Source organism: Halomonas sp. 1513, assembly GCA_001971685.1.
Classification (GTDB): Bacteria; Pseudomonadota; Gammaproteobacteria; order Pseudomonadales; family Halomonadaceae; genus Franzmannia.
The window spans coordinates 3365916-3389667 of sequence record CP019326.1 but is presented as its reverse complement, the minus strand read 5'-3'; the positions used below and the strand labels follow the sequence as shown (position 1 = coordinate 3389667).

The 23752-nt window shown below is 59.1% G+C and carries 17 protein-coding genes and 2 pseudogenes; 10 read left to right on the top strand and 9 right to left on the bottom strand.

From position 1 onward, the window contains the following. Window positions 1–14: 14 nt before the first annotated feature. Window positions 15–695, bottom strand: a complete 681-nt coding sequence (locus BWR19_15355; GenBank protein ID APX94201.1) for an RES protein — start codon at window positions 693–695, stop codon at window positions 15–17. Then, window positions 692–1093, bottom strand: a complete 402-nt coding sequence (locus tag BWR19_15350; protein ID APX94200.1) for a DUF2384 domain-containing protein — start codon at window positions 1091–1093, stop codon at window positions 692–694. The genes BWR19_15355 and BWR19_15350 overlap by 4 nt, the downstream gene beginning before the upstream one ends. Before the next feature lie 216 nt (window positions 1094–1309). On the opposite strand from BWR19_15350, the gene BWR19_15345 reads away from it, so the two are divergent. Beyond that, a complete protein-coding gene (locus tag BWR19_15345; GenBank protein ID APX95057.1) occupies window positions 1310–1600 on the top strand; it encodes a DNA polymerase subunit beta in 291 nt (96 codons plus the stop codon). Here the strand turns inward: BWR19_15345 and BWR19_15340 are convergent. Beyond that, window positions 1563–2024: a hypothetical protein gene (locus BWR19_15340; GenBank protein ID APX94199.1), complete on the bottom strand. Its 462-nt coding sequence runs from the start codon at window positions 2022–2024 to the stop codon at window positions 1563–1565. The genes BWR19_15345 and BWR19_15340 overlap by 38 nt on opposite strands. A 205-nt stretch (window positions 2025–2229) precedes the next feature. Here BWR19_15340 and BWR19_15335 point away from each other — a divergent pair, with 205 nt between their 5' ends. Then, window positions 2230–2562 carry a hypothetical protein gene (locus tag BWR19_15335; protein ID APX94198.1) on the top strand — a complete coding sequence of 111 codons (333 nt, stop codon included), beginning with the start codon at window positions 2230–2232 and terminating at the stop codon, window positions 2560–2562. A gap of 378 nt (window positions 2563–2940) precedes the next feature. Here the strand turns inward: BWR19_15335 and BWR19_15330 are convergent, their stop codons facing one another. After that, on the bottom strand, window positions 2941–3198 hold the full coding sequence (locus BWR19_15330; protein ID APX94197.1) for a hypothetical protein: 258 nt from the start codon (window positions 3196–3198) through the stop codon (window positions 2941–2943). 213 nt (window positions 3199–3411) lie between these two features. On the opposite strand from BWR19_15330, the gene BWR19_15325 reads away from it, so the two are divergent. The 4 genes and pseudogenes from BWR19_15325 to BWR19_15310 all read left to right on the top strand — a co-directional run bounded on the left by BWR19_15325 (window position 3412) and on the right by BWR19_15310 (window position 7504). Then, window positions 3412–4101, top strand: a complete 690-nt coding sequence (locus BWR19_15325) for a TIR domain protein (GenBank protein APX94196.1) — start codon at window positions 3412–3414, stop codon at window positions 4099–4101. A gap of 332 nt (window positions 4102–4433) precedes the next feature. Beyond that, a complete protein-coding gene (locus tag BWR19_15320) occupies window positions 4434–5276 on the top strand; it encodes a hypothetical protein (GenBank protein ID APX95056.1) in 843 nt (280 codons plus the stop codon). 134 nt (window positions 5277–5410) lie between these two features. Further along, a pseudogene (locus BWR19_15315) lies at window positions 5411–6025 on the top strand (hypothetical protein). A gap of 363 nt (window positions 6026–6388) precedes the next feature. Then, the gene (locus BWR19_15310; GenBank protein ID APX95055.1) at window positions 6389–7504 is read left to right on the top strand and encodes a hypothetical protein; all 1116 of its coding nucleotides are present in this window, start codon (window positions 6389–6391) and stop codon (window positions 7502–7504) included. A gap of 526 nt (window positions 7505–8030) precedes the next feature. Here BWR19_15310 and BWR19_15305 read toward each other — a convergent pair. After that, window positions 8031–8333: a hypothetical protein gene (locus BWR19_15305; protein ID APX94195.1), complete on the bottom strand. Its 303-nt coding sequence runs from the start codon at window positions 8331–8333 to the stop codon at window positions 8031–8033. Window positions 8334–8365: 32 nt separating this feature from the next. Here BWR19_15305 and BWR19_15300 point away from each other — a divergent pair, with 32 nt between their 5' ends. From BWR19_15300 to BWR19_15290, 3 genes are all read left to right on the top strand, one after another. After that, the gene (locus BWR19_15300) at window positions 8366–8926 is read left to right on the top strand and encodes a non-canonical purine NTP pyrophosphatase (GenBank protein ID APX94194.1); all 561 of its coding nucleotides are present in this window, start codon (window positions 8366–8368) and stop codon (window positions 8924–8926) included. Further along, window positions 8927–9745 carry a Sir2 family NAD-dependent protein deacetylase gene (locus BWR19_15295; protein ID APX94193.1) on the top strand — a complete coding sequence of 273 codons (819 nt, stop codon included), beginning with the start codon at window positions 8927–8929 and terminating at the stop codon, window positions 9743–9745. Between the two features lie 92 nt (window positions 9746–9837). After that, on the top strand, window positions 9838–10455 hold the full coding sequence (locus tag BWR19_15290; GenBank protein APX94192.1) for a hypothetical protein: 618 nt from the start codon (window positions 9838–9840) through the stop codon (window positions 10453–10455). Between the two features lie 124 nt (window positions 10456–10579). On the opposite strand, the pseudogene BWR19_15285 reads toward BWR19_15290, so the two are convergent. Further along, window positions 10580–11200, bottom strand: a pseudogene (locus tag BWR19_15285) (integrase). A 291-nt stretch (window positions 11201–11491) separates the two neighbouring features. Here BWR19_15285 and BWR19_15280 point away from each other — a divergent pair. Beyond that, on the top strand, window positions 11492–12328 hold the full coding sequence (locus tag BWR19_15280) for a hypothetical protein (GenBank protein APX94191.1): 837 nt from the start codon (window positions 11492–11494) through the stop codon (window positions 12326–12328). Between the two features lie 949 nt (window positions 12329–13277). Here the strand turns inward: BWR19_15280 and BWR19_15275 are convergent. The 3 genes from BWR19_15275 to BWR19_15265 form a co-directional block, all read right to left on the bottom strand. Then, window positions 13278–15587 (bottom strand): exodeoxyribonuclease V subunit alpha, encoded by a 2310-nt coding sequence (locus BWR19_15275; GenBank protein APX95054.1) that lies wholly within the window; start codon window positions 15585–15587, stop codon window positions 13278–13280. Between the two features lie 128 nt (window positions 15588–15715). Beyond that, the gene (locus BWR19_15270; GenBank protein APX94190.1) at window positions 15716–19537 is read right to left on the bottom strand and encodes an exodeoxyribonuclease V subunit beta; all 3822 of its coding nucleotides are present in this window, start codon (window positions 19535–19537) and stop codon (window positions 15716–15718) included. Beyond that, window positions 19534–23178 (bottom strand): exodeoxyribonuclease V subunit gamma, encoded by a 3645-nt coding sequence (locus BWR19_15265; GenBank protein APX94189.1) that lies wholly within the window; start codon window positions 23176–23178, stop codon window positions 19534–19536. The genes BWR19_15270 and BWR19_15265 overlap by 4 nt, the downstream gene beginning before the upstream one ends. Window positions 23179–23752 lie beyond the last annotated feature (574 nt).

Genomic DNA, 23752 nt, shown 5'->3' with positions numbered 1-23752 from the left:
TCTCGACACAGCCCTCACTCCACCAGCCGCAGCTCGAGGACATGGCGAACTCTCTCACCGTCCCACTCATAGCCAAGGTGGCGGCCCTGCCAGGTAGCCGACAATACCGGCGGGCGTAGCACCGCGGCGCACTCACCATCCGGATCACGAACGCTTGGGTAGGCAATCCCATCGGCATGGGCCTCCCAGGCCTTGCGGCCAAACGCCTGGCCAGCGCTCCAGTCATCTGGGACCAGCAGAGGGGCGGCCCCAGGAGGATTACCGCGCAAGTCGAAGAGTTCGCCCTCAAGGTCTGCCAGGTAGACCCGCTGTTGAAGCTGCATGGGCGATTCATTGGATTCCTGCATGAAGCGCTCGGCGCGATAGCGGGTTTCTGCGATGGCCGTGGCCTCGGTCAAGGCACAGTAGTAAGCGCCAAAGGAGCCGTCGGTGAACCGTGAGCCGTGTTCGCTAAAGTGACAGAACGCCGCCATTACCGGCGTCCACCCGGGGCCGTATCGGCGGTCCTCGTCGCGTACCAGGTGAATTGCCCCGGTCTGCTCGCGCAGACGCGCCGAGGTCTCGCCCTCAAGTTCCTGGAGCAGATCCCAGTCGTCAGCTGCTGCAACCCGCTCGAACAAGTCGATAGGCGGGAAACGCGAAGGAATGATCCGGTAGCAAGGGCGCCAGCAGACAGGGGACAGCGGAAACGTCATGCATGGCCCCCACCTCGGGCTGCATCAAGGTGCTGGCGTACCACATAGAGATCTTGCACCAGGCCGCTGCGCAGCCGATCCAGAGGTGGCTGGCCTGAAAACAGGGGGTTGCGATTGGGCCGGCGCAACCAGGAATCCGCGGCATCGGCCCGCGGCAGCAGGATCTGAAGGGCCTTGTAGATCCCCAGGATCAATGACATGCGCTCAAGCTGATTGACGTCGAGCCGCGCCGCCGTGGGCTGCTTGCGCCAGCGCCGATAGGTCGACTCAGGCACGCCAAGGAGCAAGGCGGCTTCCTGCTCTTTCAACCCCCAGTCGTTGGCGATGTTGGGGTAGGTACGCATCGCCGCCGCGCTCATGTGATGGCGCTTTTCGACGGGTAGCAGAGTTAGGGCCATGACAACCTCCTTCGCCAAGTGGCGGATATGCGTAATTATCGCTCAAATGGCGATATTGCGCCAATGGTTGGACTGCATGCCGAACGCCTCGGCAAAAGCGATGCTGCGACAGCCTATCCCTCGAGCAGCCCCAGGCCGCCACCCATGCTAGGCTAAGCCATGGGCAGAAATAGTGATCAGCTTCCCGAAGGCTCGACGTTGCAGAGGTGGGGCAAGATGGACAGAACCAAGACGCTACAGCTGTTGCGAGAGCACCTGCCGTCTCTATCCAGCGAGTATGGCGTCACCTCGTTGGCGCTTTTTGGCTCCATGGCGCGCGATGAGGCTCGCGACAACAGCGATATCGATATCCTGGTGAGCTTCGACGGCCCGGCGACTTCGGCTCGTTATTTCGGGGTGCAGTTCTACCTGGAGGATCTACTGGGCCATCCAGTAGATCTAGTGACCGACAAGGCGCTTCGTCCCGAGCTTAGGCCCCATGTTGAGCGTGAGGCATTGCGTGTCTGATTCTCGTCCCAAGCTGATAGAGATCGTCGATTGCGTTGGAGAAGCGCCCCAGCCTCGCGAGCCTGAGCAGCCGGATCAGCTTGAGCAGACGTAACGCGAAAGCGTTTACTGCCCCCATGGTGAGGAAGAACGGCAAGATAGCGAGCAGGTCGATGATCGCCCATGGGCTGACCATAAAGCGTAAGCGCCCGGCCAGCCCGCGATAGCGAGGATCTTCCCCAGCCGCGATCACGCGCGCGACGTACTCGACCAGGAAAGCCAAGGCCAGCGCTGCCTCGGCGGTGACGAAGAGGCTTGGAGCCAGCGCTCGGACTACCGGCTCCGTCTCCAGAACAGTCAGTGCCGTTGCGAGGATGATCAGACCGGCTATGAAGCGGTTGGTGATCGATAGTCCAGGGGAGTCACGAGCGGTGGGCTCGAGCATCAGGTAAAGGCGACGGCGCCAACTCTCATAGGCGCTGGTTTTGTGGCTATCAGGTGGCCGCATGCATTTCCCCTATATCGTCGCCAGCCTGAAGGACGGATACCTAGGCGCCCGTTGATGGCAAGAATGGGACAAACCATATTTAAGTGCTAGTGTGAAACACAAAGCAACATAACGATACAACCAAAACGCAATGGATGGCCCCATGGCAACGGCTTCCACAGAGCCCCGCATCACCTTGCACCCGCACGCCCGACGCGTGCGAGTCATCATTGATGGCACCCTACTCGCCGACACCACCCGCGCTATCGAGCTTCGCGAACGCGGCTACCCGCCGCGGCAATATATCCCCCACGAAGACGTACGGATGGAGCTGCTGATGGCCTCCGATACCGTTACCCATTGCCCCTTCAAGGGCAATGCTGCGTATTTCTCGTTTGGTAACCGGACCAATGTGGCGTGGAGTTATGAGCGGCCGTTGGAGGGTATGGAGGAGATTGCGGGTAGGTTGGCATTCTATGAGGAAATAGTGGAATGACAGCTGACGACCCAAAGCTGACATGCCGGCAAAGACAGCAAGCGCGTACATCGGGGATATGCAGCATGTGCGATGATTGGTGTTATGCAGCCGATTTATACATAATGCTGAACAGTTAGCGATAAAGGGATAGGTATGCCAACGGAAACGAAAGCCACTCTAGATCTGAACTTGACGAGGGCAGGCTACTTTTTAGATTTGCATCAGTCAGTACATGGTGGTGGGCAAGGCGCTCCTCGTAATCCGGTGCGAGAGTTGCCGAGAGCTGCAGTTGTGTTTGCAATTGGCGGGTTCGACTCGTATCTGTCCGACGTGTCAGCAGAAGTGATAGTTAAACTTTTGCAACGAGATTTGCCCGAGGCACAAGTTAGGGATATGCTAAAACGTGTTCAAAGCGAAATCCCGACACTCCCGCTCGAGCTTTCTCTTGTGCCAGACCATGAAGACCGAGTTCATCGAGTCCAAGAGGCTGTTGCGGACCACTTTCACAATAGGGTTAGTAATCACGGCAAAAAAGCCGCATCTAGAACAGTTGAGTTGCTTGGCGGAAAAGCGCAGAATTTGTGGAGTTCTCTGAATGGCTGCGGCTTTGCAAATGCAGCGGAAGAGTTGGAAGAGTGGACAATAAAGCGACATGAAATTGTCCATCAAGGAAAAACAGTCAGAGTGCATCGCACCCAAGCACGAAGCTGCATAAATTTAATCAGTGAAATAGCCGATCGAATAGATAATCAGGCAAGTCAAACATTGGCCCAGTAAATCGCTAACCAGGCGCCCCAGCCGTCCGATACAGCGGCGACTGAGCTTAGGCTTTAGAATCGATTCGTTCAAAATGACGAGGTAAAGAACATGGCAAGATGCACTGCACCAGTACAAGGTCATCGCTCAGCGGCTGCTGCAGCTGCCTGCCCTGCATGCGGTGGCCGCTTCCATGGCTATAGCAGCTACAGATCATACCCATCCCCGTCTTATGACTCCTCGTTGGGGAGCAGTCGGAGTAGTAGTGGAGGCTCCGCCCATAGCACAAGGCCTAGCTGGTCACCAGCTGGTTCCTCTGTTGGGTACACGCCTTCCGAGGTGCGAGCACTTAAGCCAATCCGGCGCAGCGTCGAGGAGCGAGCGAAGCTGCCTGAACGTCGGGACGTATTTCTTTGCCATGCGTGGGACGACCGGAAGGGGGCTGCAAAGGAGCTTCACGACTTACTTGAAGCGCTCAACGTCTCAGTATGGTTCAGCGAAAAGGATGTCACGCTCGGAGCGCCATTACTCCGCGAAATCGATAAAGGACTGGCCAGGTCGAGAGTCGGGATCGTTCTGGTAACTCCTGCGTTTCTTAGCCGTATTAAAGCAGAGGGTATCGCTGACAAAGAGCTTTCAACACTCCTGGCTCGTGACCTTCTCGTTCCTATAGTGCACGACACAACTTATGAAGCACTCCGCGATGTCAGCCCGTTACTTGGCTCGCGAAGTGGTCTTAGCACGGCGGAAGGTTCGATGTCGGATGTCGTGGACAAACTCGCCGAGCTGGTCACCGTCTAGCGATCTAGTGTTCAAACAAGAAGTAGCAGCACAACAGCCAATAATCCACGCCTTTTATGTTACTCGCCATTGCTAAACTTAACACAAAAGGCACTTCGAGCTGACTGTGATTTCACTGGGCGTTATTCATCAGGAAGATCACTATGGGCGCTTCTGGCCGAATGATGAATGTTAGTCTATGCTGATGGAGCCAGGTTGGCAGCTGGCGCACTATTTTGAAAAAAGGCATCAAGATAGACTGGAAAGTCAAGTTATACCTTTACCTGTCCGGAATTTCTTTAATTATATAAGAAGATGGACGTGATGTGATCCAGGCCACCGAGGTTATCGAAATGCCATCCGAGTCCGACAGTTCCGATCATCATCGTCAGCGTTCAGAATTCATCCGAAACTTGGTTCAGAAAACACAAAAAGCGCAATCCACGAGGGATGATGCCCACGGCATCCCTAAGACGATCATGCAGTTTTGGCACGATATTTCGGAACTTCCGGAAGACGTCGCAGAATGCATCTCGTCTTGGTCAAAGTGGGAAAGCCGCGGCTTTGTACATAGACTTTTCGATAGGCAGAGTGCTGAAGATTTTATCAGTCATACGCTCGGTCATGAGCATGTACTGGCGTTCGGTCGCTGCTACCACCCTGCCATGCAAGCCGACTATTTTCGACTATGCTACATATTCGTGGAAGGTGGGCTGTACGTCGACGCTGATGATGTCTGCATTGCCTCAGACATTAGTTTTTTGTTTCGCGGTCCGCAGCTTAAAGTCCAGCCGCTTTGCTACGACATCGATTTGGACACGATGATTGAGCCTGCAGATTTTTTAAAGAAATCGTCTCAGCCTAAAAATTGGATTTTCTATGTCAATAATAATCCGCTTGTCGGCAGAAAAGGAGACCCCATCGTCGAACGATCTTTGATGAGATCGACGAGACGATTGAATGAAGCCCGAAGGGGCGAGCTTCTTGAGATCCAGTCGGCAACCGGGCCAGGGAACTTGTCAAGGACCATCTTTGAGATGGGGAAGGTCTCGGATATTGAAGGTGATTTATTGATTCTGAAAGACTGGGAAGCGACTGCAATTTCAAAGTGGCCACTCAGCTACCGCGGCGATGCGCGAAACTGGCGTCATTCCAATCAAAGGTCGTTTGACGTGTCCGAAGAGAGTGCGAAATGAATCTCTCACGACCTCTGCGTGGCGCACAGCGTCTGGTTCATTCACTACTGATAAAATGCCGCACTTTTCTGCCCCGGCAGCGGTGTGTTGCATTTGGCCCGATTAGTGAGATAGGTAGTTCACAGATCAATGACATTTACGTCATCAATCTGGATCGACAGCCCGATCGCTTGGCAGCCGTTCATTGCGAGCTTGCCCGCATTTTAGACGCGGCTGGCAATCCCCTTACACGACGATTGATTCGGCACCCGGCGTTTGACGCACAGGCGGACGGCTTCGTAGGAAGCGAGATACCTGAATTAGTTTCTTACTACACTCTAGCTGACCAACTGTTTGTTGAGCCACAGCCTCAGACACTCCCGGCCGGATTCGATCTGGATCGCCCAATTGGGATGAGCGATGCAGAGGCCGCTGTCGCCCGATCGCATGTAGACGTCTGGAAGAAAGTTGCAGCATCGAACTCGTCGTATGCGCTAGTGCTAGAGGACGACGTGTTATTCGATCACAGATTCGGGAGACTCGTCGATCAAGCGTGGGGAGAACTTTTGGAGGATGCTGACGAAGCTGAAGCGGCATTTGACGTTCTCTACGTTTCATACAAGGAAGTTAGGTACGGTGCCCCAAAGGTGCTGGTTTCACCAAGCGTGTATCGTCCTGAACGCGGCCTTTGGTATTTATCCGGATACGTGCTCTCCAGACGGGGGGCGCAGCGTCTGCTCAGGTTACTCCCGTGCCGCGGCCCCGTTGACCTCTGGATCAACCACAAATTTCGGGATCTTGAAGTGCGAGCCGTCCGGCGATCGGTTATCAGCCAGAGACTTGATTATCAGTCGACAAATTTGTACTCGATTCTTCCTGCACTGAGCCAGATCGGTGTGCTTAACGACGAAACGCCTGGAACTTTTAACCAACGGCCTACTGTATTTCCTGTATTCGTATTGGGTGCTGCTGGCTCCGGCCTCTCATCACTTGCAATGGCGCTGTCCATGCTGGGCTATCGTTGCTGCAGTGACCTTGATGACTTGCCTGAGAGCGAGATGTCCGCCTTGCTCCATGGCCAAGCTAGCCGTCGGTTCGACGCTTATGTAAATATTGCTTCACTCACTTCTCATATTACTGTGCTACGGCAGAAATATCCTAGTGCCAAGTTTATAGTTTTAGTTGGCCCTCTAGATGGCGGGGGTGAAGCTTTCGACGTGCTCAGCACCCTTGGAGACGACGTGCTCAGTCTTTCCGGGGATGACAGTCCGAGCTGGCGTTCGCTCTGTGAGTACCTTCACCTTGCGCCACCAAGTGCTTCATATCCTATCGTACCTGATGTGGGGCTCCGGAAGATTCGTCGGCACGGAGCCGATAGATCACCGTCCCGAACCGCGAGTCAGCGGCGGCACGATAGGTCACCTTGGATCGTACCTCCGCGTGACAACTGGACGGGGATTGATGTCAGTCCGTCTAATGTGCGAACTATCGGTGAGGAGCTTTGGGTGAGATTTCAGGATGATCTAAATGTAGTGGACCTGTCGCGTTGGATGTTCCGAGACGATACGTTTCCCGGAAATCTCGGACTCTTCCGGCCCGGAAATGTAACCATGGCGCCGGATGGTGGCGCTATCCTTACCGTTCGGCAAGAACCGCTGGGCGTCCGGGATTTGAGCGCTGCATCTATCTCGAGTAGGGGCCGCTTCCTCTTCGGCCGCTTTGAAGCGACATTTCAGGCCACGAATGTGCCAGGCCTCGTGACCGGATTCTTCCTCCACCGCGATTCACCACGACAGGAGATCGACATCGAAATTACTGGCGACCGACCGGATCGCCTCCTAGTCAACGTCTTCTACAACCCAGGGACAGAAGGGGCGAAGTACGACTACGGCTATCGGGGCTCACCCGTGAGCATCGCCTTGGGGTTCAACGCCTCCAAGGGACTCCATACCTACGCGATTGAGTGGGGGCTAGATGAGATCCGCTGGTTCGTTGACGGCGTCCAGGTACATCGCCGTGTTCTATGGAATCCAACACCCATCCCCCATCTTCCTATGACATTGCATGTAAACACGTGGCCGACGCGCTCGAGAGAGCTTGCTGGGCGTCTGGCTGTTAGAGCGCTTCCCGGCACAGCCTGCATCCGCCAGATCACCGTTGACGCAATCAATGGAGACGTTGATTACCAACGGAGCCCTAATTTTTTTACTCTTATCCCCCAGCAAGAACTTGTCAGTGATCAGTCATAATATCGCCGATATGATCGGCACGGTCCATTAAAGAAAAGTGATACAAGTTATCAGGTATCTGTCCATTGACTGTAGTCGCTTGTGACATCGCCCCTACAAGTCGTTACGATTCACTGTTTTAAGGTGCATGACAAGATGGCTAACCTTTCTAACACTGTTTCAAAACCAAAATGCCAGCGTGGACCTAGCACATGACATGTCCGCTCCTGGCCGTGAGAGGAACTTCAGTCTACGCTGATGGGATGGCTGAGGTAGTTGACTACCCAGAGCAGCCCTCCCGACAAATGCTGAACAGTTAGGCTCTATGATCTGCCCACATTGGAAAACAGTACTGAGCGCCCTCCTTGTCCCTCTGGTAGCGATTTTTGGCTCGTACATAGCCTACAGACAGTGGAGAACAGCGCAGAATAAATTGAAGCTTGACCTCTTTGATAGGCGCGTTGCCATCTACGAGGCTGCACGCCACCTAATCGTTTCAGCCAGAGGGTCGGGGCGTGTATCTCAAGTGGCAGAGTTCAAGTACCAGTCAGGTATCCGAGGTGCTCGGTGGCTTTATAACGAAGAGATCGTCAAGTATCTTGAAGAGGATATCTGGCATAAGGTGGTTGACCTTGGTACCCTTGAATCCGAACTCGATAACCTTCCAGTCGGAGAGGAGCGCACGAGGATCATCCGTGAGCAACGAGAGATCAAGGACTGGCTTGCCGATCAGCTCCGAGTCCTGGAGCAAAAAGTCGCACCGTTTCTTGTGCTCCGTCACTGAGCCTAACAAAGCGCTGCTGTCGGACAATTTTCCGCTGCTCTCCAAAATTGCCGCAGAGCGCGGCATTAGAGCGCTCGACAAATGCTAAAGGGACAAAAGTGCTAGAAATTCGCTTTCTCTCTCAGAATCAATTCAAAGTTACTGAGGCCCGTTCGATTCTTGAAAACACCGGGGTGTCCGTGGTTCCAATACCGAGCAAGGTAGAGGAACTGCAAACAGAGGACTCGAAGCGTTTAGTCAAGGACAAGGCTATCAAGGCATTCAAGCAAGTCGGTCGCCCGCTTTTTGTGGAGCACACAGGGTTGTATATCGACTACATGAATGGCCTGCCTGGTGGTTTAACTCAAATATTCTGGGATAATCTTCAAGCGGACAAATTTTGTCAGCTGTTTGGCGCGGCCTCTCAGAGCTCACTCGAGGCAAAAACCATAATCGGATTTATTGATGGTCAAAAGTTTTTCTCATTTGAAGGAGCTATTCGTGGCCATGTGGCGAGTGAGCCACGAGGGGATAGGTCATTCCAGTGGGATTGTGTCTTCGTTCCTGAAGGGCATAATTCTACCTTCGCGGAAATGGGCGAGTACAAGCATAAGATCTCAATGCGAAGACGTGCTTTAGACCAGTTCTCAGAATTCTTGAAGAACCGGGGGATGGTATAGATGCAAGAACTAGCGGCGGCGATTAGAGAAAAGAGGGCCGTTCTGTTCGCTGGAGCGGGACTCTCAATGAACTTGGGTTTGCCTTCTTTCGGAAGGCTAATCGACAAGCTTGCTGTAGATCTGGATTTTGATCCAGAGGTCTTTCACAGTTGTGGCGACTATCTCGCACTGGCAGAATTTTATTATCAGAAGAAGGGAAGTTTGGGGCCGCTGAGAAGTTGGATGGACACAACTTGGCATTCAGGTGACATTGACCTAGAAAGATCCGATATTCATAAGACTATTGTCGAGCTCGAATTTCCAACGATCTATACAACTAATTACGACCGTTGGATCGAGAGGGCTTTTGAGCTGTGGGGAAAGGACTTTTGCAAAATAGCGAGCGTTTCGGATCTCGCGGCGGCACACGATTCTCTCCCACAAATCGTCAAGCTACACGGGGACTTCGACGATGACGAATCCATCGTTTTGACGGAGTCAAGCTACTTTGATCGACTGGATTTTGAGTCGCCTCTGGACATCAAGCTGCGTAGTGATGTTCTGGGTAAAACAATCTTGTTTCTTGGCTATAGTTTGTCCGACATTAATATCCGGTATTTGCTGCACAAGCTACAGAAGCAGTGGACACAATCATCAAATGGCAAAGGGCGTCCAAAGTCTTACATCTTCCTTACGAAGCCCAACATTGTTCAAGAAGAACTGCTGAGAGCTAGAGGGGTTACTCCGATTGTGGCTGAGTCTGACGACGCTAAGGAAGCGACGCTATCGTTTCTGAAGGAGTTAATGCATGAGGCATATGGTAAGACCGCTGCTCTCTAACAATTATCCCCAAGGGCCATCAACAATCTGCGCTCGTACATCGCTATGCTTTTGATGCCCCTTAGCATACCGTTAGTTTCAAAGGAGACACCGTGAAGAAGAAGGGATATCGCATAGCGCATGAAGCCTCTTTGGTAGTTTCTGATGAATATACAGGCTTACATGGTTATGAAGAATACAACGCTGCTGTAGCTCACGCTTGTGATTTAATACGAGCATCATATGCTTTATTTATGAATCGTAGCTTCGCTCCTTCTCTTTTCCTATCTATCACTATATTTGAAGAGATTGCCAAAATAAAAGCTGGTCACATGCGCTCGTGGAAAGGCGAACGAGAAAAAGTAAATCGAGGAAGAGACCCTCTCTTTCATCACGGCAAGAAACATAAGATTTCGGTAGACCCTATTTACTTAATTGGTGATCGCATTGCCAACAGTATTGGGAATGAAAGAGCCAAGGAAATATTTGAAGGTTATGAGTCGGGAATCTATTCATCGCTCAGGGAAGAGTCGCTGTATTTTGCGCGAACTAATAAAGGATTGCATATACCAGCACAGAGTATAAGTCTTAGTCTGGCTGCGGAACACCTGCTGATTGCTATCGAAATCTTCAGTGATGAATTCTGGGGGATGACTGCTGAAGCATCGGAAGCTTGTGATGCAACCGATCAATTATACTCGGAAGTCGAGGCTATGCTTAAGAATAGCTAACAAGTAACTGCAGAGGATCAAATTTCTCTGCGCTAAATTTTTTCGCTGAGCTGGGCGTTATTTCTGAATGACCGCTTCTGGCCGGATAGCGACGGCATAGCACCTATGCCGTCGTTAGCTCCTGTTAGACCTCTGTCTGCTCAGCTATGATCAATGCGTCATCCACCTCAATCCCTAGGTATCTGACGGTGCTTTCGAGTTTCGTGTGGCCTAAGAGCATTTGAACGGCTCTCAGGTTTTTCGTTCGGCGATAAATTAACGATACCTTGGTGCGTCGCAACGTGTGAGTACCATAGGCCGAAGGCTCCAGGCCAATAGCGGTTACCCAGTTTTTAACGATGCGCGCGTACTGCCGCGTAGACATGTGACACTATCTACTCCGGCGACTTGGAAACAAGTAGTCATCTTTACGGAGATCTGCGAGCTGCATCCACTCTTCTAAGACAGTGCGAGTCTGCTCGGTTATCTCAAACTGTACTGGCCTCTTCGTTTTCTGCTGAGTGACGATGGCTCTTGAAGACACATGGTTGCCATGGGATATATCTCGGACGCGTAACTTGACTAAGTCACAGGCGCGCAGTTTGCTATCGATCGCTAGCTCAAATAGCGCCAGATCTCGAGCCTTATCAGCAAGCTGCAGCCTGACACGTATGGCCCAAATGTCTTTGAGGCGAAGCGGGGTTTTCTGACCAACCAGCTTGCCTTTGTTCCAAGCCTTGCGGGTAGCAGTATTTGAAGTGTTCATGGTATGGACCTCCTCGGGTGGAATGTATAGGATGGTCCAGAACATGCTCAACGTGTGCTGGAGCCGGTAGTCAGTCGCTCTTCGACCCAAAGCGGCTGTTCCGGAAAGTGCAGCAGGCGTGCGAATTTGGGATATACATGCCTCATGTAAATTAATAGGTGTAACGATTAAAGGATTGCGGGGTTTTTGGCAGGCGGCATTTGCCGGACACACGTGCCGACACGCTCACCTAATCATAGCGCGCACCGTCTAAACACGCTATTAGACAAGTCAAGAGAGGGGGGTGTTTCCATGGATGACAAGGAACTGACGACCGGCAGAGCTGAAGAATTTATTTTTCATGATTTAACAGTTCTAAAGCACGAAGATAAATGGAAGCGCTATTGCCGAGTTGTAGCGAATGCCATGAGTGCCATTCCTTGGGTCGGTACCATGTTTACGGCTGGAGCTTCAGCGCACAGCGAAAAGCAACAAGGGAAAGTTAACGAACTATACGAAGAATGGCTGAGAGTGCACAAAGCTAAAGTTGAAAACCTTATGGTCTCCTTGGACGATGTTGCTGGTCGCTTGGAGTCGGTTCACGATGATTATGAAGAGCGAATTCAGTCAGAGGAATACCTTGGTCTTGTGCGCAGGGCATTTCGGCCTTGGGATAGCGCAGAGACGCAGGAAAAAAGGGAGTATGTGGTCAACCTAATATCTAACGCCGCAGCTTCTCATCTCTGCCCAGATGACCAAGTTCGGTTATTCAACGATTGGTTAGACACTTACCACGAAATCCACTTCAAAGTAATACGTGAAATTTATCAACAGCCTGGAGTCACTCGACTCGAAGTATGGCGTTCAGTCAGCGATACAGTGCCACGAGAGGACAGCCCAGAAGCGGATCTCTTCAGGCTTCTAATTAGAGATCTGAGCACTGGTGGAGTAATTCGACAATATCGTGAAACGACCTATGACGGTCGTTTCGTGAAAAAGCCACCGTCCAAGGGGCGCACTAAAGGCACTGGATCAAGCACTATGGAATCGGCGTTTGAAGATACTAAACAATATCAATTGACCGAGCTCGGTAAGCAGTTTGTTCACTACACAATGAATCAAGTGGTTCAGCGGATCGGAAATGCCTAACCAAAGGCTACAGCCGACCGGTTTTTCGCTGACGCTTCAAACCGACGGCTGAGCCCCGACATTGTATCAGACCTATCTAAAAGACAGGTTTTGGCCGATAGCTGCTGTATGCAATGTGGTCGTTTTCTTTACACGCAGTGAGCACCCCTCAACGAGGCCCTGGAGGGGTGCTTTTGCCTAAAGAAATCCCGTAAACATTTCTACGTACAGAAAACGACCGTCTAAGGAGAGCATCCCATGAGCATTTCACGCGTTGGTGTCTGGGTCGGTACCGGCAACCTCTCGGTTCAACACTCTCATTCAGCACCCTGATGAATGAGGCGGGTGTAATGGGTTGGTCGCTTCAGTTGAACTTCCAGAGCTGAAGCAGGGGCTCCTTGAGGCCATTGCGCCTGGCTAGGTATTCGGCATCTCGCCGGGCATTAGCTGCCTGCATGAGGCTCATCGGCCCCTCGTCTGCCTGGCATTGCTCTAAGGCTATCGCTGGTCTTTCCGCGTTGGCGTTGTTGCTGTGCAGTAAGGCCCTGGTAATTTTTCTGGCTGTGCGATGAGTGATCATGAGTTCCCCCGCTTCGATGAAACTTGCGCCACCGTGCCTTAGACAGATTCGCAGGCCTTTCTTACTATGCGCCTCCGTCTACAGACCTACCGTAACAATAATACACAATCAGTTACATTAAAAGCGGATTTAAGCGCTTTTCACTGCGGAAGTTTTCGTATCGTCCAAGGATTCGTAAGCCTGCCGGGGCGGTGTGCTCGATCGGTGGTAGACAACCAGGATTTTGCTGCAGCGTAAGCAATGGGATGGAGTCCTCCTCGCCCTACCCCGGCAGCCATGGCCCGTGAGGCGCGGCCGGAGCTGCCGTCCGATAGGTCGGATAGACCCTTAGGCAAGGGTATTCACGCTCCTTGAAGGTCCCCAAAAGGCCAAAAATCACGATTATGGCGCTTAATCTTGGCCTGATGTTATCCCCAACCCACTCACCCTTACGACCTCCCTCGTCACCGCTTCATCCAACATCCCACGTCCAGTCTCCACCAGCGTCAGCCAGTGCTTGGCGCGGGTGATGCCGGTGTAGACCAGCTCGCGGGTGAGGATGGGGTTGGGCGCGTCGGGGAGCAGCAGGGCGGTGTGGGTGAATTCCGAGCCCTGGGATTTGTGTACCGTCATGGCGAACACGGTTTCCACCGCCTGCAGGCGGCTGGGCAGCACCCACTTGATGTCGCCGCTGCCGTCGCTTGCCGGGAAGGCGACGCGTAGCAGGGTGCGGCTTGGGTGTTCGGTGGTGCTGCGGGCCTCGGGCACGGCGAGGGTGATGCCGATATCGCCGTTCATCAGCCCCAGGCCGTAGTCGTTGCGGGTGACGAGCACCGGGCGGCCTTCAAACCAGCCCTGTTCCAGCTCCAGGTCGCTGGCCTTGAGCCAGCCGGCGCGGCGCAGCGAGCGGCCGATTCTCGGATTCAGTCCCTCAATGCCCCAGGTGTCTTTCCTCAGCGCGCACAGCAGCTGGAAGTGGCCGTGGGCGGCGAGCACCTGGCGCGCCCAGTCGTCATAGGGCTGGCGCGCTTCGCCATCGCCGAAGTAGGGCTGTGCGGGGCGCGCTGATTTCATCACTTCAAGGTAGTGGCCGTAGCCGACCGGCGGCGAGATGTGCTCGCCGCGTCGGTCGTGGCGGCCTTCGCCACTGTTGGCAAAGCCGGCGGGGTTGCCGTTCACCACCAGGCGGTCCAGCGCCGGGTCGTCGGCGTCCGCCAGGGCGAGGCGGGCGATATCGGCGTAGCGTGACTTTCCATCAGTGCCGAAGATCTCGCGCACGGCGCGTTTCTTCTCCTTCTGGCCGTGGTCTGGGCCAAGCGGGCGGTTGACCGCTTCGGCGAGCTGGCCGATGCCGCTTTTTGCATCGAAGCGGTGGCTAACCCGCAGCATGGCGATGGCCTGATCCAGCGGCTGGCCTGCCTCATCCTTGTACTGTTCGGGGATTGGCGTGCCGCTTACCCGTTCCAGCCAGTCGCAGGTGGCCGGGGTGTAGTGGCCTCCTTCGGCGCGCTGGCACAAGTCGCCGAGCACGGCGCCGGCTTCCACCGAGGCGAGCTGGTCCTTGTCGCCAAGCAGGATCAGCCTCGCACTGGGCGGCAGGGCGGTGAGCACTGCGGCCATCATCTCGATATCCACCATCGAGGCTTCGTCGATCACCAGGGCGTCCAGCGCCAGCGGGTTGCCGGCATGGTGGCGGAAGTGGCGAGTATCCGGCCGCGAGCCCAGCAGGCGGTGCAGCGTGGTGACCTCTGTCGGGATGCTGTCACGCAAGGTTGAGATATCCACACCCTGTTGGCCCATGGCGGCGGCCAGTTCCACCAGCGAAAGCCCCTGCACCTGCTTGGCGATGGATTCGTTGAGTCGCGCCGCGGCCTTGCCGGTGGGGGCGGCCAGGCGAATGCGTAGCGGGCGCGGGACCTTGTTGGTGGCGGGCTCGCCCAGGGCCAGCGCCTGCAGCAGGGCAAGCAGTTTGACCACGGTGGTGGTCTTGCCGGTGCCGGGGCCGCCGGTAATCACGGCGAAGTGGGCCTGGGCGGCGAGGGCGCAGGCGGTTTTTTGCCAGTCGATGTCCGCGCTGCTGGGGAAGAGGGAATCAAGAGCAGTGGCGAAGCGGTTAGTGTCGGTGGCGTTATCCGGGCGCCTGTCGGCGCCATCGCGACTGAAGTCGCTCCCACATTGGTTGGTGGCATCATCATCGCGACTGAAGTCGCTCCCACGTTGGTTGGTGGGGGCATCATCGCGACTGAAGCCGCTCCTACATTGGTTGGTGGAGACACTTGGGAGGCGGGCGCCGATCAGTCCGCGGATGTCTTGCTCGTACTGCCAGTAGCGGCGCAGGTAGAGGCGCACGTTGCCGTCGCGTGTGCTGCGCACCAGCGGGGTATTGCCTGGGCCACTACCGTCGGCTACAAGGGCGGGGTGGTGCAGGGCGTCGCGCCAGGTGGCGAGTTCCAGCCCTGCCAGCAGGTCGCTGGGCAGCGGCGGCGGGTCGCTGAGGTCGTCGCCTTCCGGCGGCAGCGAGAGCGCCAGGTCGGGGGCGGCCAGGGTCTGGGCGAGGTCGAGGCAGACATGGCCGCGGCCGAGCTGATGGCTGGCGAGGGCGGCGGCGAGTAGCAGCAGCGGCGAAGCGTCGCTTATCTCGCGCTGGAAAAAGCTGGCCAGTGCGCGGTCCAGCGCGCGCAGCCAGCCGCGCTCTACCCAGCGGTCGAGCAGGGCGAACAGCGCTTGGGTCTCGTGGAGTGCGCCCTGTGCGTTGCCCGGCTCGGCTTGGGGCGCTTCGGCAGCGTCGGGCTCGTTCAGGTCGGTGAACAGGTCCGGGGTGCCATCGTCGTGGTGCTTGCTGCGCTTGCTCATGCCGGCGCCTCCGTTGCCTGGGTGGCGGTGCTCGCCGCTTGGGAGTCGCCCCGGAACAGCGCGTCCATCGCTTCGATCAGCTGGCGCGGGGGGCGCTCGGCGTGCACGCCGCGGCTCTCCGCATTGGCGCCCCTGAGAAAGACGGTGAGCGAGCCGCCGATGTGTTGGTCGTAGTCGTAGCCCGGCAGGCGCGCCTTGAGCAACCGGTGGAGGGCCAGCAGGTAGAGCGCGTACTGCAGGTCGTAGCGCTTCTCGGCGATGGCCTGCTGCATGGCCTGGGGGGCATAGGCGGCGTCGTCCGGCCCCAGGTGATTGGATTTCCAGTCGGCCACGTAGTAGCGCCCCTCATGCTCGAACACCAGATCGATAAAGCCCTTGAGCATGCCGTTGAGGGTATCGGCATCCAGCGCGGGACGGGTACCTGAGCTGCCATCTGGGTTGGGGAGTGTGTAAGCACTTACGAGGGCGTCTAGCCGGCGGGTGTCGACCTTGCTGGCGGCGAACCAGAACTCCATCTCCACCTGGTAGCTCGTCAGCGTTTCGAGCGTAAGGCTGCCCGCGCCGTTGGGTAGCGGCAGCGGGGCGCCGAGCAGGGTGCCGAACCAGGCGTGCAGAGTATTCAGCCATGGCTGCCAGCCGCGCACCTGGCAGCGGCGGGCCAGGGTCTCCTCGCGCAGGGCCGGGTCGCGGGCCACGCGGGCGAAGCCCAGCTCGCCGGCCCACTCCAATATTCCGTGCAGGAAGGTGCCGGGGCCGGGGCCCCTCGGAAACCTGTGCAAGGAGGGCAGTGGTTCGCTCTGGCCGCTGTCATGGGGCTCTTCGATCACTTCCAGCGCGGTGGCCTCCAGGGCGGTGGCCGGCTCGGCGAGCGGGGCGCCGGCTGTTGCAGCAAGTGAGGGAGTCTGAGGGTTGGAGGGTAAGTCAGTGCTTACTGGGGCGGTCGTGGTTTCAATAGAGAGCATGTCTCCCGAGAGGCGCAGCGCCGAGTAGCTGGCGATCCACCAGTGCTCGCGGGCGGGGCGCGTGGGCGTGCGTGCTTCGCCGAGCAGTTCGTCGCGCTCGCGCTGGGTGACGATCTGGGCGTGGGCCGGCGGTGCCGGGGCGATCTCGATGGCGGCGCAGTCGCCCTTCAGCCGCGTCAGCGCTTGTTCAAAAACGCTGGGCCCGATCGGTTCGCCGTTGGCCAGCAGCTGGCCGATGGCGCTGCCTTCGCCGCCCTTGAGCGGGGCCATGCCGAGCCAGGTGGCGTGGCGCGCCCGGGTCAGCGCCACGTAGAGCTTGCGCAGGTCTTCGCCCAGGCGCTCGCGGTCGACGGTGGCCAGGGTCTCCTCGTCGGCCTCCAGGCTGATGCGCAGGCGGCCCTCGGCGTCGTGCCAGCGCAGCGGCGAGTCGTCCTTCTTGGTCGGGCGGTGGCTGCAGATAAAGGGCAGGAACACCAGCGGGTACTCCAGCCCCTTGGACTTGTGAATGGTGATGACCTGCACCAGGTCGGCGTCGCTCTCCAGGCGCAGCTTGTGGGTGTCGCCCTGGCCTTCGGGATGAGCGATGGATTCGGCGAGAAAGCGGATCAGCGCGTGTTCGCCGTCGAGTTCCTGGCTGGCGTGCTGCAGCAATTCTCCGAGATGGAGAAGGTCGGTAAGCGCTCTCTCACCGTCGCTTGCAGGCCCCCAGGCAAGTAGCCGTGTGGCCACGTCGAAGTCGTGGATGATCTTGCGCACCAGCGGCAGCACGCCCTGGCGCTGCCACAGCCGGTGGTAGTCGCGGAACTGCAGTACGCGGCTTTCCCAGGCCAGTTCGTCTTCGTTCAGCTTGTCCAACATGGCGATATCGAGCCCCAGCACCGGGGTGGCCAGGGCGGTACGCAGCAGCCGGTCGTCTTCAGGCGCCGCACAGGCGCGCAGCCAGGCGTCGAGCTGGGTAGCGACCGGCGAGGCGAACACCTTGTCCTTGTCGGAGAGGTAGACGCTCTTCACGCCGCGCCGGGCCAGGGCTTGGCGGATCGCCCGCGCCTCGCCCAGGCCGTTGACCAGCACCGCCATATCGGAAGGCTTGAGCGGCTTGAGTGCGCCGCCTTCTTGAAAACCGGCGCTGCCGTGCTGGCCCTCGTTGAGCAGCTCGACCATGTATGAAGCGCAGCGCTCGGCCATTACGCCGTGGTAGGCGGTCTTGGAGAGCGGCTCGTCGCTGTCGAGCTGCCACAGGGTCATGGCCGGTAGCGGCTGGCCCTGGCGGGTGAGTGAGTCCTTGCGCCCTTTTGCGCCCACACGATTAAAGGGTACGGGATTGCTGCCGTCGGTCTCCTTGAACAGGAAGGCACCGGGCGGGTGCGCTTCGGCGAATTCGAAGCAGCGGTTCACCGATTCGACCATCGCCTCGCTGGAGCGGAAGTTGGTGCCCAGGGTGACGTGGCGGCCCTCGGTGTCGCGGCGGGCGCGCAGGTAGGTGTGGATGTCGGCGCCGCGGAAGGCGTAGATCGCCTGCTTGGGATCGCCGATCAGGAACACGCCGGTCTCAGGCGAGTTCTCGCGGATGCGGTAGACGCAGTCGAAGATGCGGTACTGCACCGGGTCGGTGTCCTGGAATTCGTCGACCAGGGCGACCGGGAACTGGCGGCGGATCTGTGCCCCCAACGCTTCGCAGTTGGGGCCGGCTAGCGCCCGGTCGAGATGGACGAGCAGCTCGTTGGGGCCCATCTCGGCGCGGCGTTCCTGCTCGCGGTCGAGCCGCGCGCGGCACCAGTGCACGGCGTGGGTGAGCAGGTCGGCGTAGGGATCGGGCAGGGCGTTGAGCGCGTCCTGCAGCGTTTCCAGCGCGGCCAGGGCCGGGTGGTCGGGTGGCTCGCCCTTGAGCCAAATCTCGGCCATGCCCTGGGGCGTAAGGCGCTGCCAGGCGGCGTCGGTCAGGCCAGGCCAGGTGGCATCGCCCTGGCACCAGTCGTGTAGCGCGCCGAGCCAGTTGGCGCGGCTTCGGGCATTGAAGCTATGGCCCTTGAAGGCCTTCTGCCGGGCGGCCTCTTCGAATACATCGCGCAACTGCTCGACCCACGTGGCCCACGGCGCCTTGAGCTCTGCCAGGCGCTCGGCGGTCTCGCGCTGGGCGTTGGCCACCGTTTCGGCCGGGGGCGGGGCGCCTTTATTCAGCGCCTCGGCTTCGGGCATCAACCCGCGCACGGCAGCGTGCAGTTGCTCGGGCGTGCTCCAGTGGCGTACCACGCTGGCCAGCTCGTCGGTGTTGAGCGGGTAGTAGAAGCTGCGCCAGTAGTCGCGCACCACCTCGAGTTCCAGCTCGGTCTGGTCGTTTTCCAGGTCGAGGGAGAACAGGCTGCCGCTGTCGAAGGCGTGCTCGCGCAGCATCCGGTAGCACCAGCTGTGGATGGTGGAGACGGCGGCCTCGTCCATCCATTCGGCGGCGAGCTGCAGGCGCCGGGCGCAGGCGGGCCAGGTGGCGGGATCGTATTGGTCGCGGAGGGCTAGGAGGAGTGGATCAAGACCCTCGCTACGACCTGCTCCCGAAGTCTCGGCGAGGTTCAGGTTCGATTCATGCCCTTCAAGAAAGACATTGGCTGCCTCGACGAGCCGCGCGCGAATCCGCTCGCGTAGTTCCTGGGTGGCGGCGTTGGTGAAGGTGACCACCAGGATCTCGGGTGGCGTGAGCGGGCGTTCGAAGGCAGCATCGTCGGAATCCGAGCGGGCGCCGAGCACCAGGCGCACGTAGAGCAGGGCGATGGTGAAGGTCTTGCCGGTGCCCGCACTCGCCTCGATGAGGCGGCTGCCGTGGAGCGGAAACGCCAATGGGTCTAACTGCGTCACGTCGCTCATGCTTGGCTCCCCGTTGCCTTCACTTCCTTCTTGCCACCTGTCTTCTTCCCGCTCTCTTTCTTGTCCCCTTTGACTGCCAGGTGCACCGGGGCGAGCAGCCATTCGGTGAGTTCGGCGAAGCAGAGGGCGTCCTGGCGAGCTTCGTAGAGCCGGGTGAAGGTTGGCCAGCGGTGGGCGAGGTAGGCGTTACGGCCCACTTCGCCGGCGTTGTAGTCGTCACCCTCGTAGGCCTTGCGGGCAGCGTGCCAGGCGTCGCTGTCGCGCTCACTCTCTGGCGTTCCCAGTTTGCTCAGCCAGACGAAGGCGGTGTCGCAGGCCAGCGGCAGCGGCTCGCGCATGCCGGCCTGCCAGGCTTTGACGATCTCGCGCAGGTGGCCGCGGGCGAGTTCCTGGTCGAGCGGCAGCAGTGTCACGTGGCCGGCCTTGGAGAGCAGCCTCGTCGTCATGGCTTGGCCTTCCAGATGACCGGCCAGGTGCGCTACCCAGTGACGCAAGATGTGTTGCCAGTGATACTTGCCCTTCTTGATCAGGCTGCTGCTGACCAGCACCAGGCGGCAGCGGTTGCCCTCTGGGTCGCGGCGCAGCTCGTCGAGCCAATCCTCTAGAGGCGGGGCACCGGGCACGTTGAGCTGCACCGGCTCGGGCTCTTCGATGGCGTGGGGCCACTCGTCCAGCGCGGCTTCATAGGCGTCGAACAGTTCCGGCATCGGTTCGGTGAGCTGCTCGCGCATGCGCTCGCCGAAGGCGCCCATGGCCAGCACGCCTTGGCCCTGCAGGCGGTCGAGGGTGGCCAGCATGGCCGGCTCGCGGGGTTGGTTCTCGTCCACGGCGCGGCGCTGCTCGCGGATCAGCAGGTCCTGCAGCTGCCAGTTGCCGAGGCCGTCCAGGGCGAAGGGCTCGTGGTCGAGGCTGACGATGTCCTCGCGCTCAAGGAAGACCTTGAGCCGGGTGGTAAAGAAGGCCTTCGCCGGGTCGCGCAAAAAATTACCCAGTTGGTGCAGTGTCAGCGGCGTGTCCTGTTTATATGCCTCCAGGTCGAGGGGCGCTGCTTCCGCCATCGCTTCGCCATGCGCTTGTCCGTGAATGTCGCGCCACTCGTGGGCGTAGGTGAACAGCCGCCGGGCCGAGACGTTGCGCTCGGCCTGCTGCGCTTCGCTGGGGAAGTAGGTGCGGCTGAACGGCTGCAGCGGGTGCGCGGTGGTGAGCGAATCGAGCAGATCAGCGCCGTCCGTCGTGTTCCAGCCGGCCTGAAGATGGTCGCGCAGCTGGCCGACCAGCACCGAGGGCGGCTTCTCGGCGTTGTCAACGATGCTGCGGCCCACCCAGCTGACATAGAGCTGCTCCCGGGCGGAGAGCAGCGCTTCCAGGAACAGGTAGCGGTCATCCTCGCGGCGCGAGCGGTCGCCGGGGCGGTAGTCGCCGTTCATCAGGTCGAAGTCCATCGGCGGCTGGCTGCGCGGGTAGTCGCCGTCGTTCATGCCCAGCAGGCAGACGCGCTTGAAGGGGATGGCGCGCATCGGCATCAGGGTGGCGAAGTTCACCGCGCCGGCCATGAAGCGCTGCGACAGGCTCGACTCGTCGATCTGCCCCAGCCAGTGCTCGCGCACCACGGAGAGCGGAAGGTCGCGGGTCAGCCCGGCCTCCTCGGCGCTCTCCTGCCACTCCTGCAGCGTCTGTTCGAGCTGGGCCAGCATCAGGCTGTCTTCGGGCGTGTCGGCGAGGAAGCTCGCTTCCAGCAGGGCACGCAGGCGCTGCACCCAGCCGCTCACGTCGGTGGGCTCACGCAGGCTGCGCCACTGCTGTTCCAGGGTCTCCAGCAGCGCGGCGAGGGGCCCGGCCAGCGCCGCCTCCAGGCCGCCGATGTCGTCGAAGGGCTCGATACCCTGCCACGGGCCGCTGGCGGCCTCGCCCACGGCGTAGCCCAGCAGCAGCCGGCGCAGGCCGAAGGCCCAGGTGTTCTGCTCCATGCCATGTGGCAGGTCGAGGCTGCCGCGCTGGCCGGCGTTGAGCCCCCAGCGGATGCCGGCGCCTTCGATCCAGCGGCGCAGGGTGGGTACTTCGTCTTCCTTGATGCCGAAGCGTGCGCGCAGGGCGGGCACGTCGATCATGTCGAGCAGGTCGCTCACCGAGAGGCGCAGCTCCGGCAGGCGCAGCAGTTTCTCCAGCGCGATCAGCAGCGGCAGGCGGTGGCGGCTGCCCTGGTCGGAGAGCGTGAAGGGGATGTAGCGCGGGTCGTCGCGGTCCAGCTGGCCCCTCGCATATTGACCGAAGACCGCCTGCACGTGGGGCGCGTAGTGGTCGATGTCCGGCACCATCACGATCACGTCGCGGGGCTTGAGGCTGGGGTCGTCGCTGAAGGCGGCGAGCAGCTGGTCGTGAAGGATCTCCACCTCGCGCTGGGGGCTGTGGGCGGCGTGGAAGACGATGGAGTCGTCGCGGCTGGGGTCCACTGCCGGCCAGGTCTCGCGGGTCTCGTGCAGCGGGCGCAGCTCGCGGATGTCGTCCTGCAACTGCTGCAGCAGCCGGCCGTCACCCTCGCCCACGAAGGGTTCGAACAGGTCGATGCGCAGCGAATCGGCGGCGAACAGGCGCTGGTACTGCTGGGCGTCGTCGTACTCGTCGAGCAGGCGCAGGTAGTCGCGGCCCTGCTTGCCCCAGGCGGCCAGCAGCGGCTGGGCGTGCAGGTGCAGGCTCTCCTCGCCGTCACCATCGCCGAGCACGTCGAGCCGCGCCGGCATGCCCTCCTTGCGCTGCTGCCGGTAGCGCTGTGCACGGAGCAGGTCCTTGTGCTCGATGATGTCGGCCCAGTAGTGCTGGCAGGGGTTGTGCACGCACAGCACCACCTGGCTGCAGCGGGCGATGGCGGCCAGCGCTTCCAGCGACTGCTGGGGCAGCGATGAGATGCCGAACACCATCACCCGCCTTGGAAGACCAACGGGGCGGTTGTCGCCGTCGAGCTGGCGCGCCGCCTCGAGGAAGCGCCGGTGCACCATGGCGCGGCTGGAGGCCACGCCGTCGTCGCCCACGTCCTCGATCAGCGCCCGCCACAGGGCGGGCTGCCAGCGCTGGGTGTCGGGAAGCGCCTGGGCCTGGCCGCGGGCGGAGATCAGCACGTCCTCGCCGCGGCCCCAGGCGTCGAGCCAGTCGGCGCGGTAGACCTGGTACTGGTCGAACAGGTCGGCCAGGCGCTCGGCGAGCTGGTGGTGCTTGCGCAGGTCGTTGTCGCCTTCGAGGAAGCGGCGTAGCGGGGCGAATTCCTCGCGCGGCATCAGCTCCGGCAGCAGGCGCAGCAGCCGCCAGATCAGGTGCGATTTGTCGAAGGGCGAGGTGGCCGGCACCGCGTTGGGGTCGCCTTCCACGTGGTTGAGTACCGCGCGGTAGGCCTGCCACAGGAAGCGCGCCGGCAGGGTGACATCCAGCGCGGCGGCGATGCCGCTACCGCCGTCGGCCTCGTCGGCGGCCAGCGCCAGCTTCATCCACTGGCCGATGCCGTTGCTCTGCACCAGGATCGTCTCGTACTCGAGGGGGCTGAGCGGGTGGCGCTTCATCCACTCCACCGCCAGGCCGCGCAGGTCCTCCAGGCGATTGCCGTGAACGACCATGAAGCCGGGGTGAAGGCTGGCAGATAAAGCGAGGGGCATGGCGGGTGTTCCTGCGGATGGCCAGACCTCATGGTGCCGGAAAACAGGAGTCGGATAAACGCAGAACGGCTGCTCAAGCCCGCACAGCGTCAACGGGCCGTGGGGATGTAAAAACGGGCCTCCAGAGGAAGGCCCGTTGCATGATGATCTCTAGTGGCGTTGATGCGTCGACGCTACGCCATGCCGTTATCAGCCACGTGTACCGCTTCTGAGTTCGAGGTCCATCTTGAGGCTGTTCTGATCGCTGCTTGCCGATTGATCGGTAATATTTGACGCACCAACGAACTCAATGCCATGGCGATGCAGACCTTCACGGTTGCCGCCAATCATCGGGTTACCCACCTTCGGCGGGAGATGATCGCTGGACGCGCCTTGATAGCTCGTGCCCGGATCCTTTTCTAACTGAACAATCCGGTAGCCTTCCATAGTACCACCATGCGCAGGACTGCCAGCCTCGACGCGAGTGTGGGTCGCTTCTACTGCAGAAGCTTGGGCAGCCAGGCCCAGAACAAGAACGCTGGCAGCAATGCTCTGTGCGATGATCGTGGTGTATTTCATGACGCTTACCTCTCTA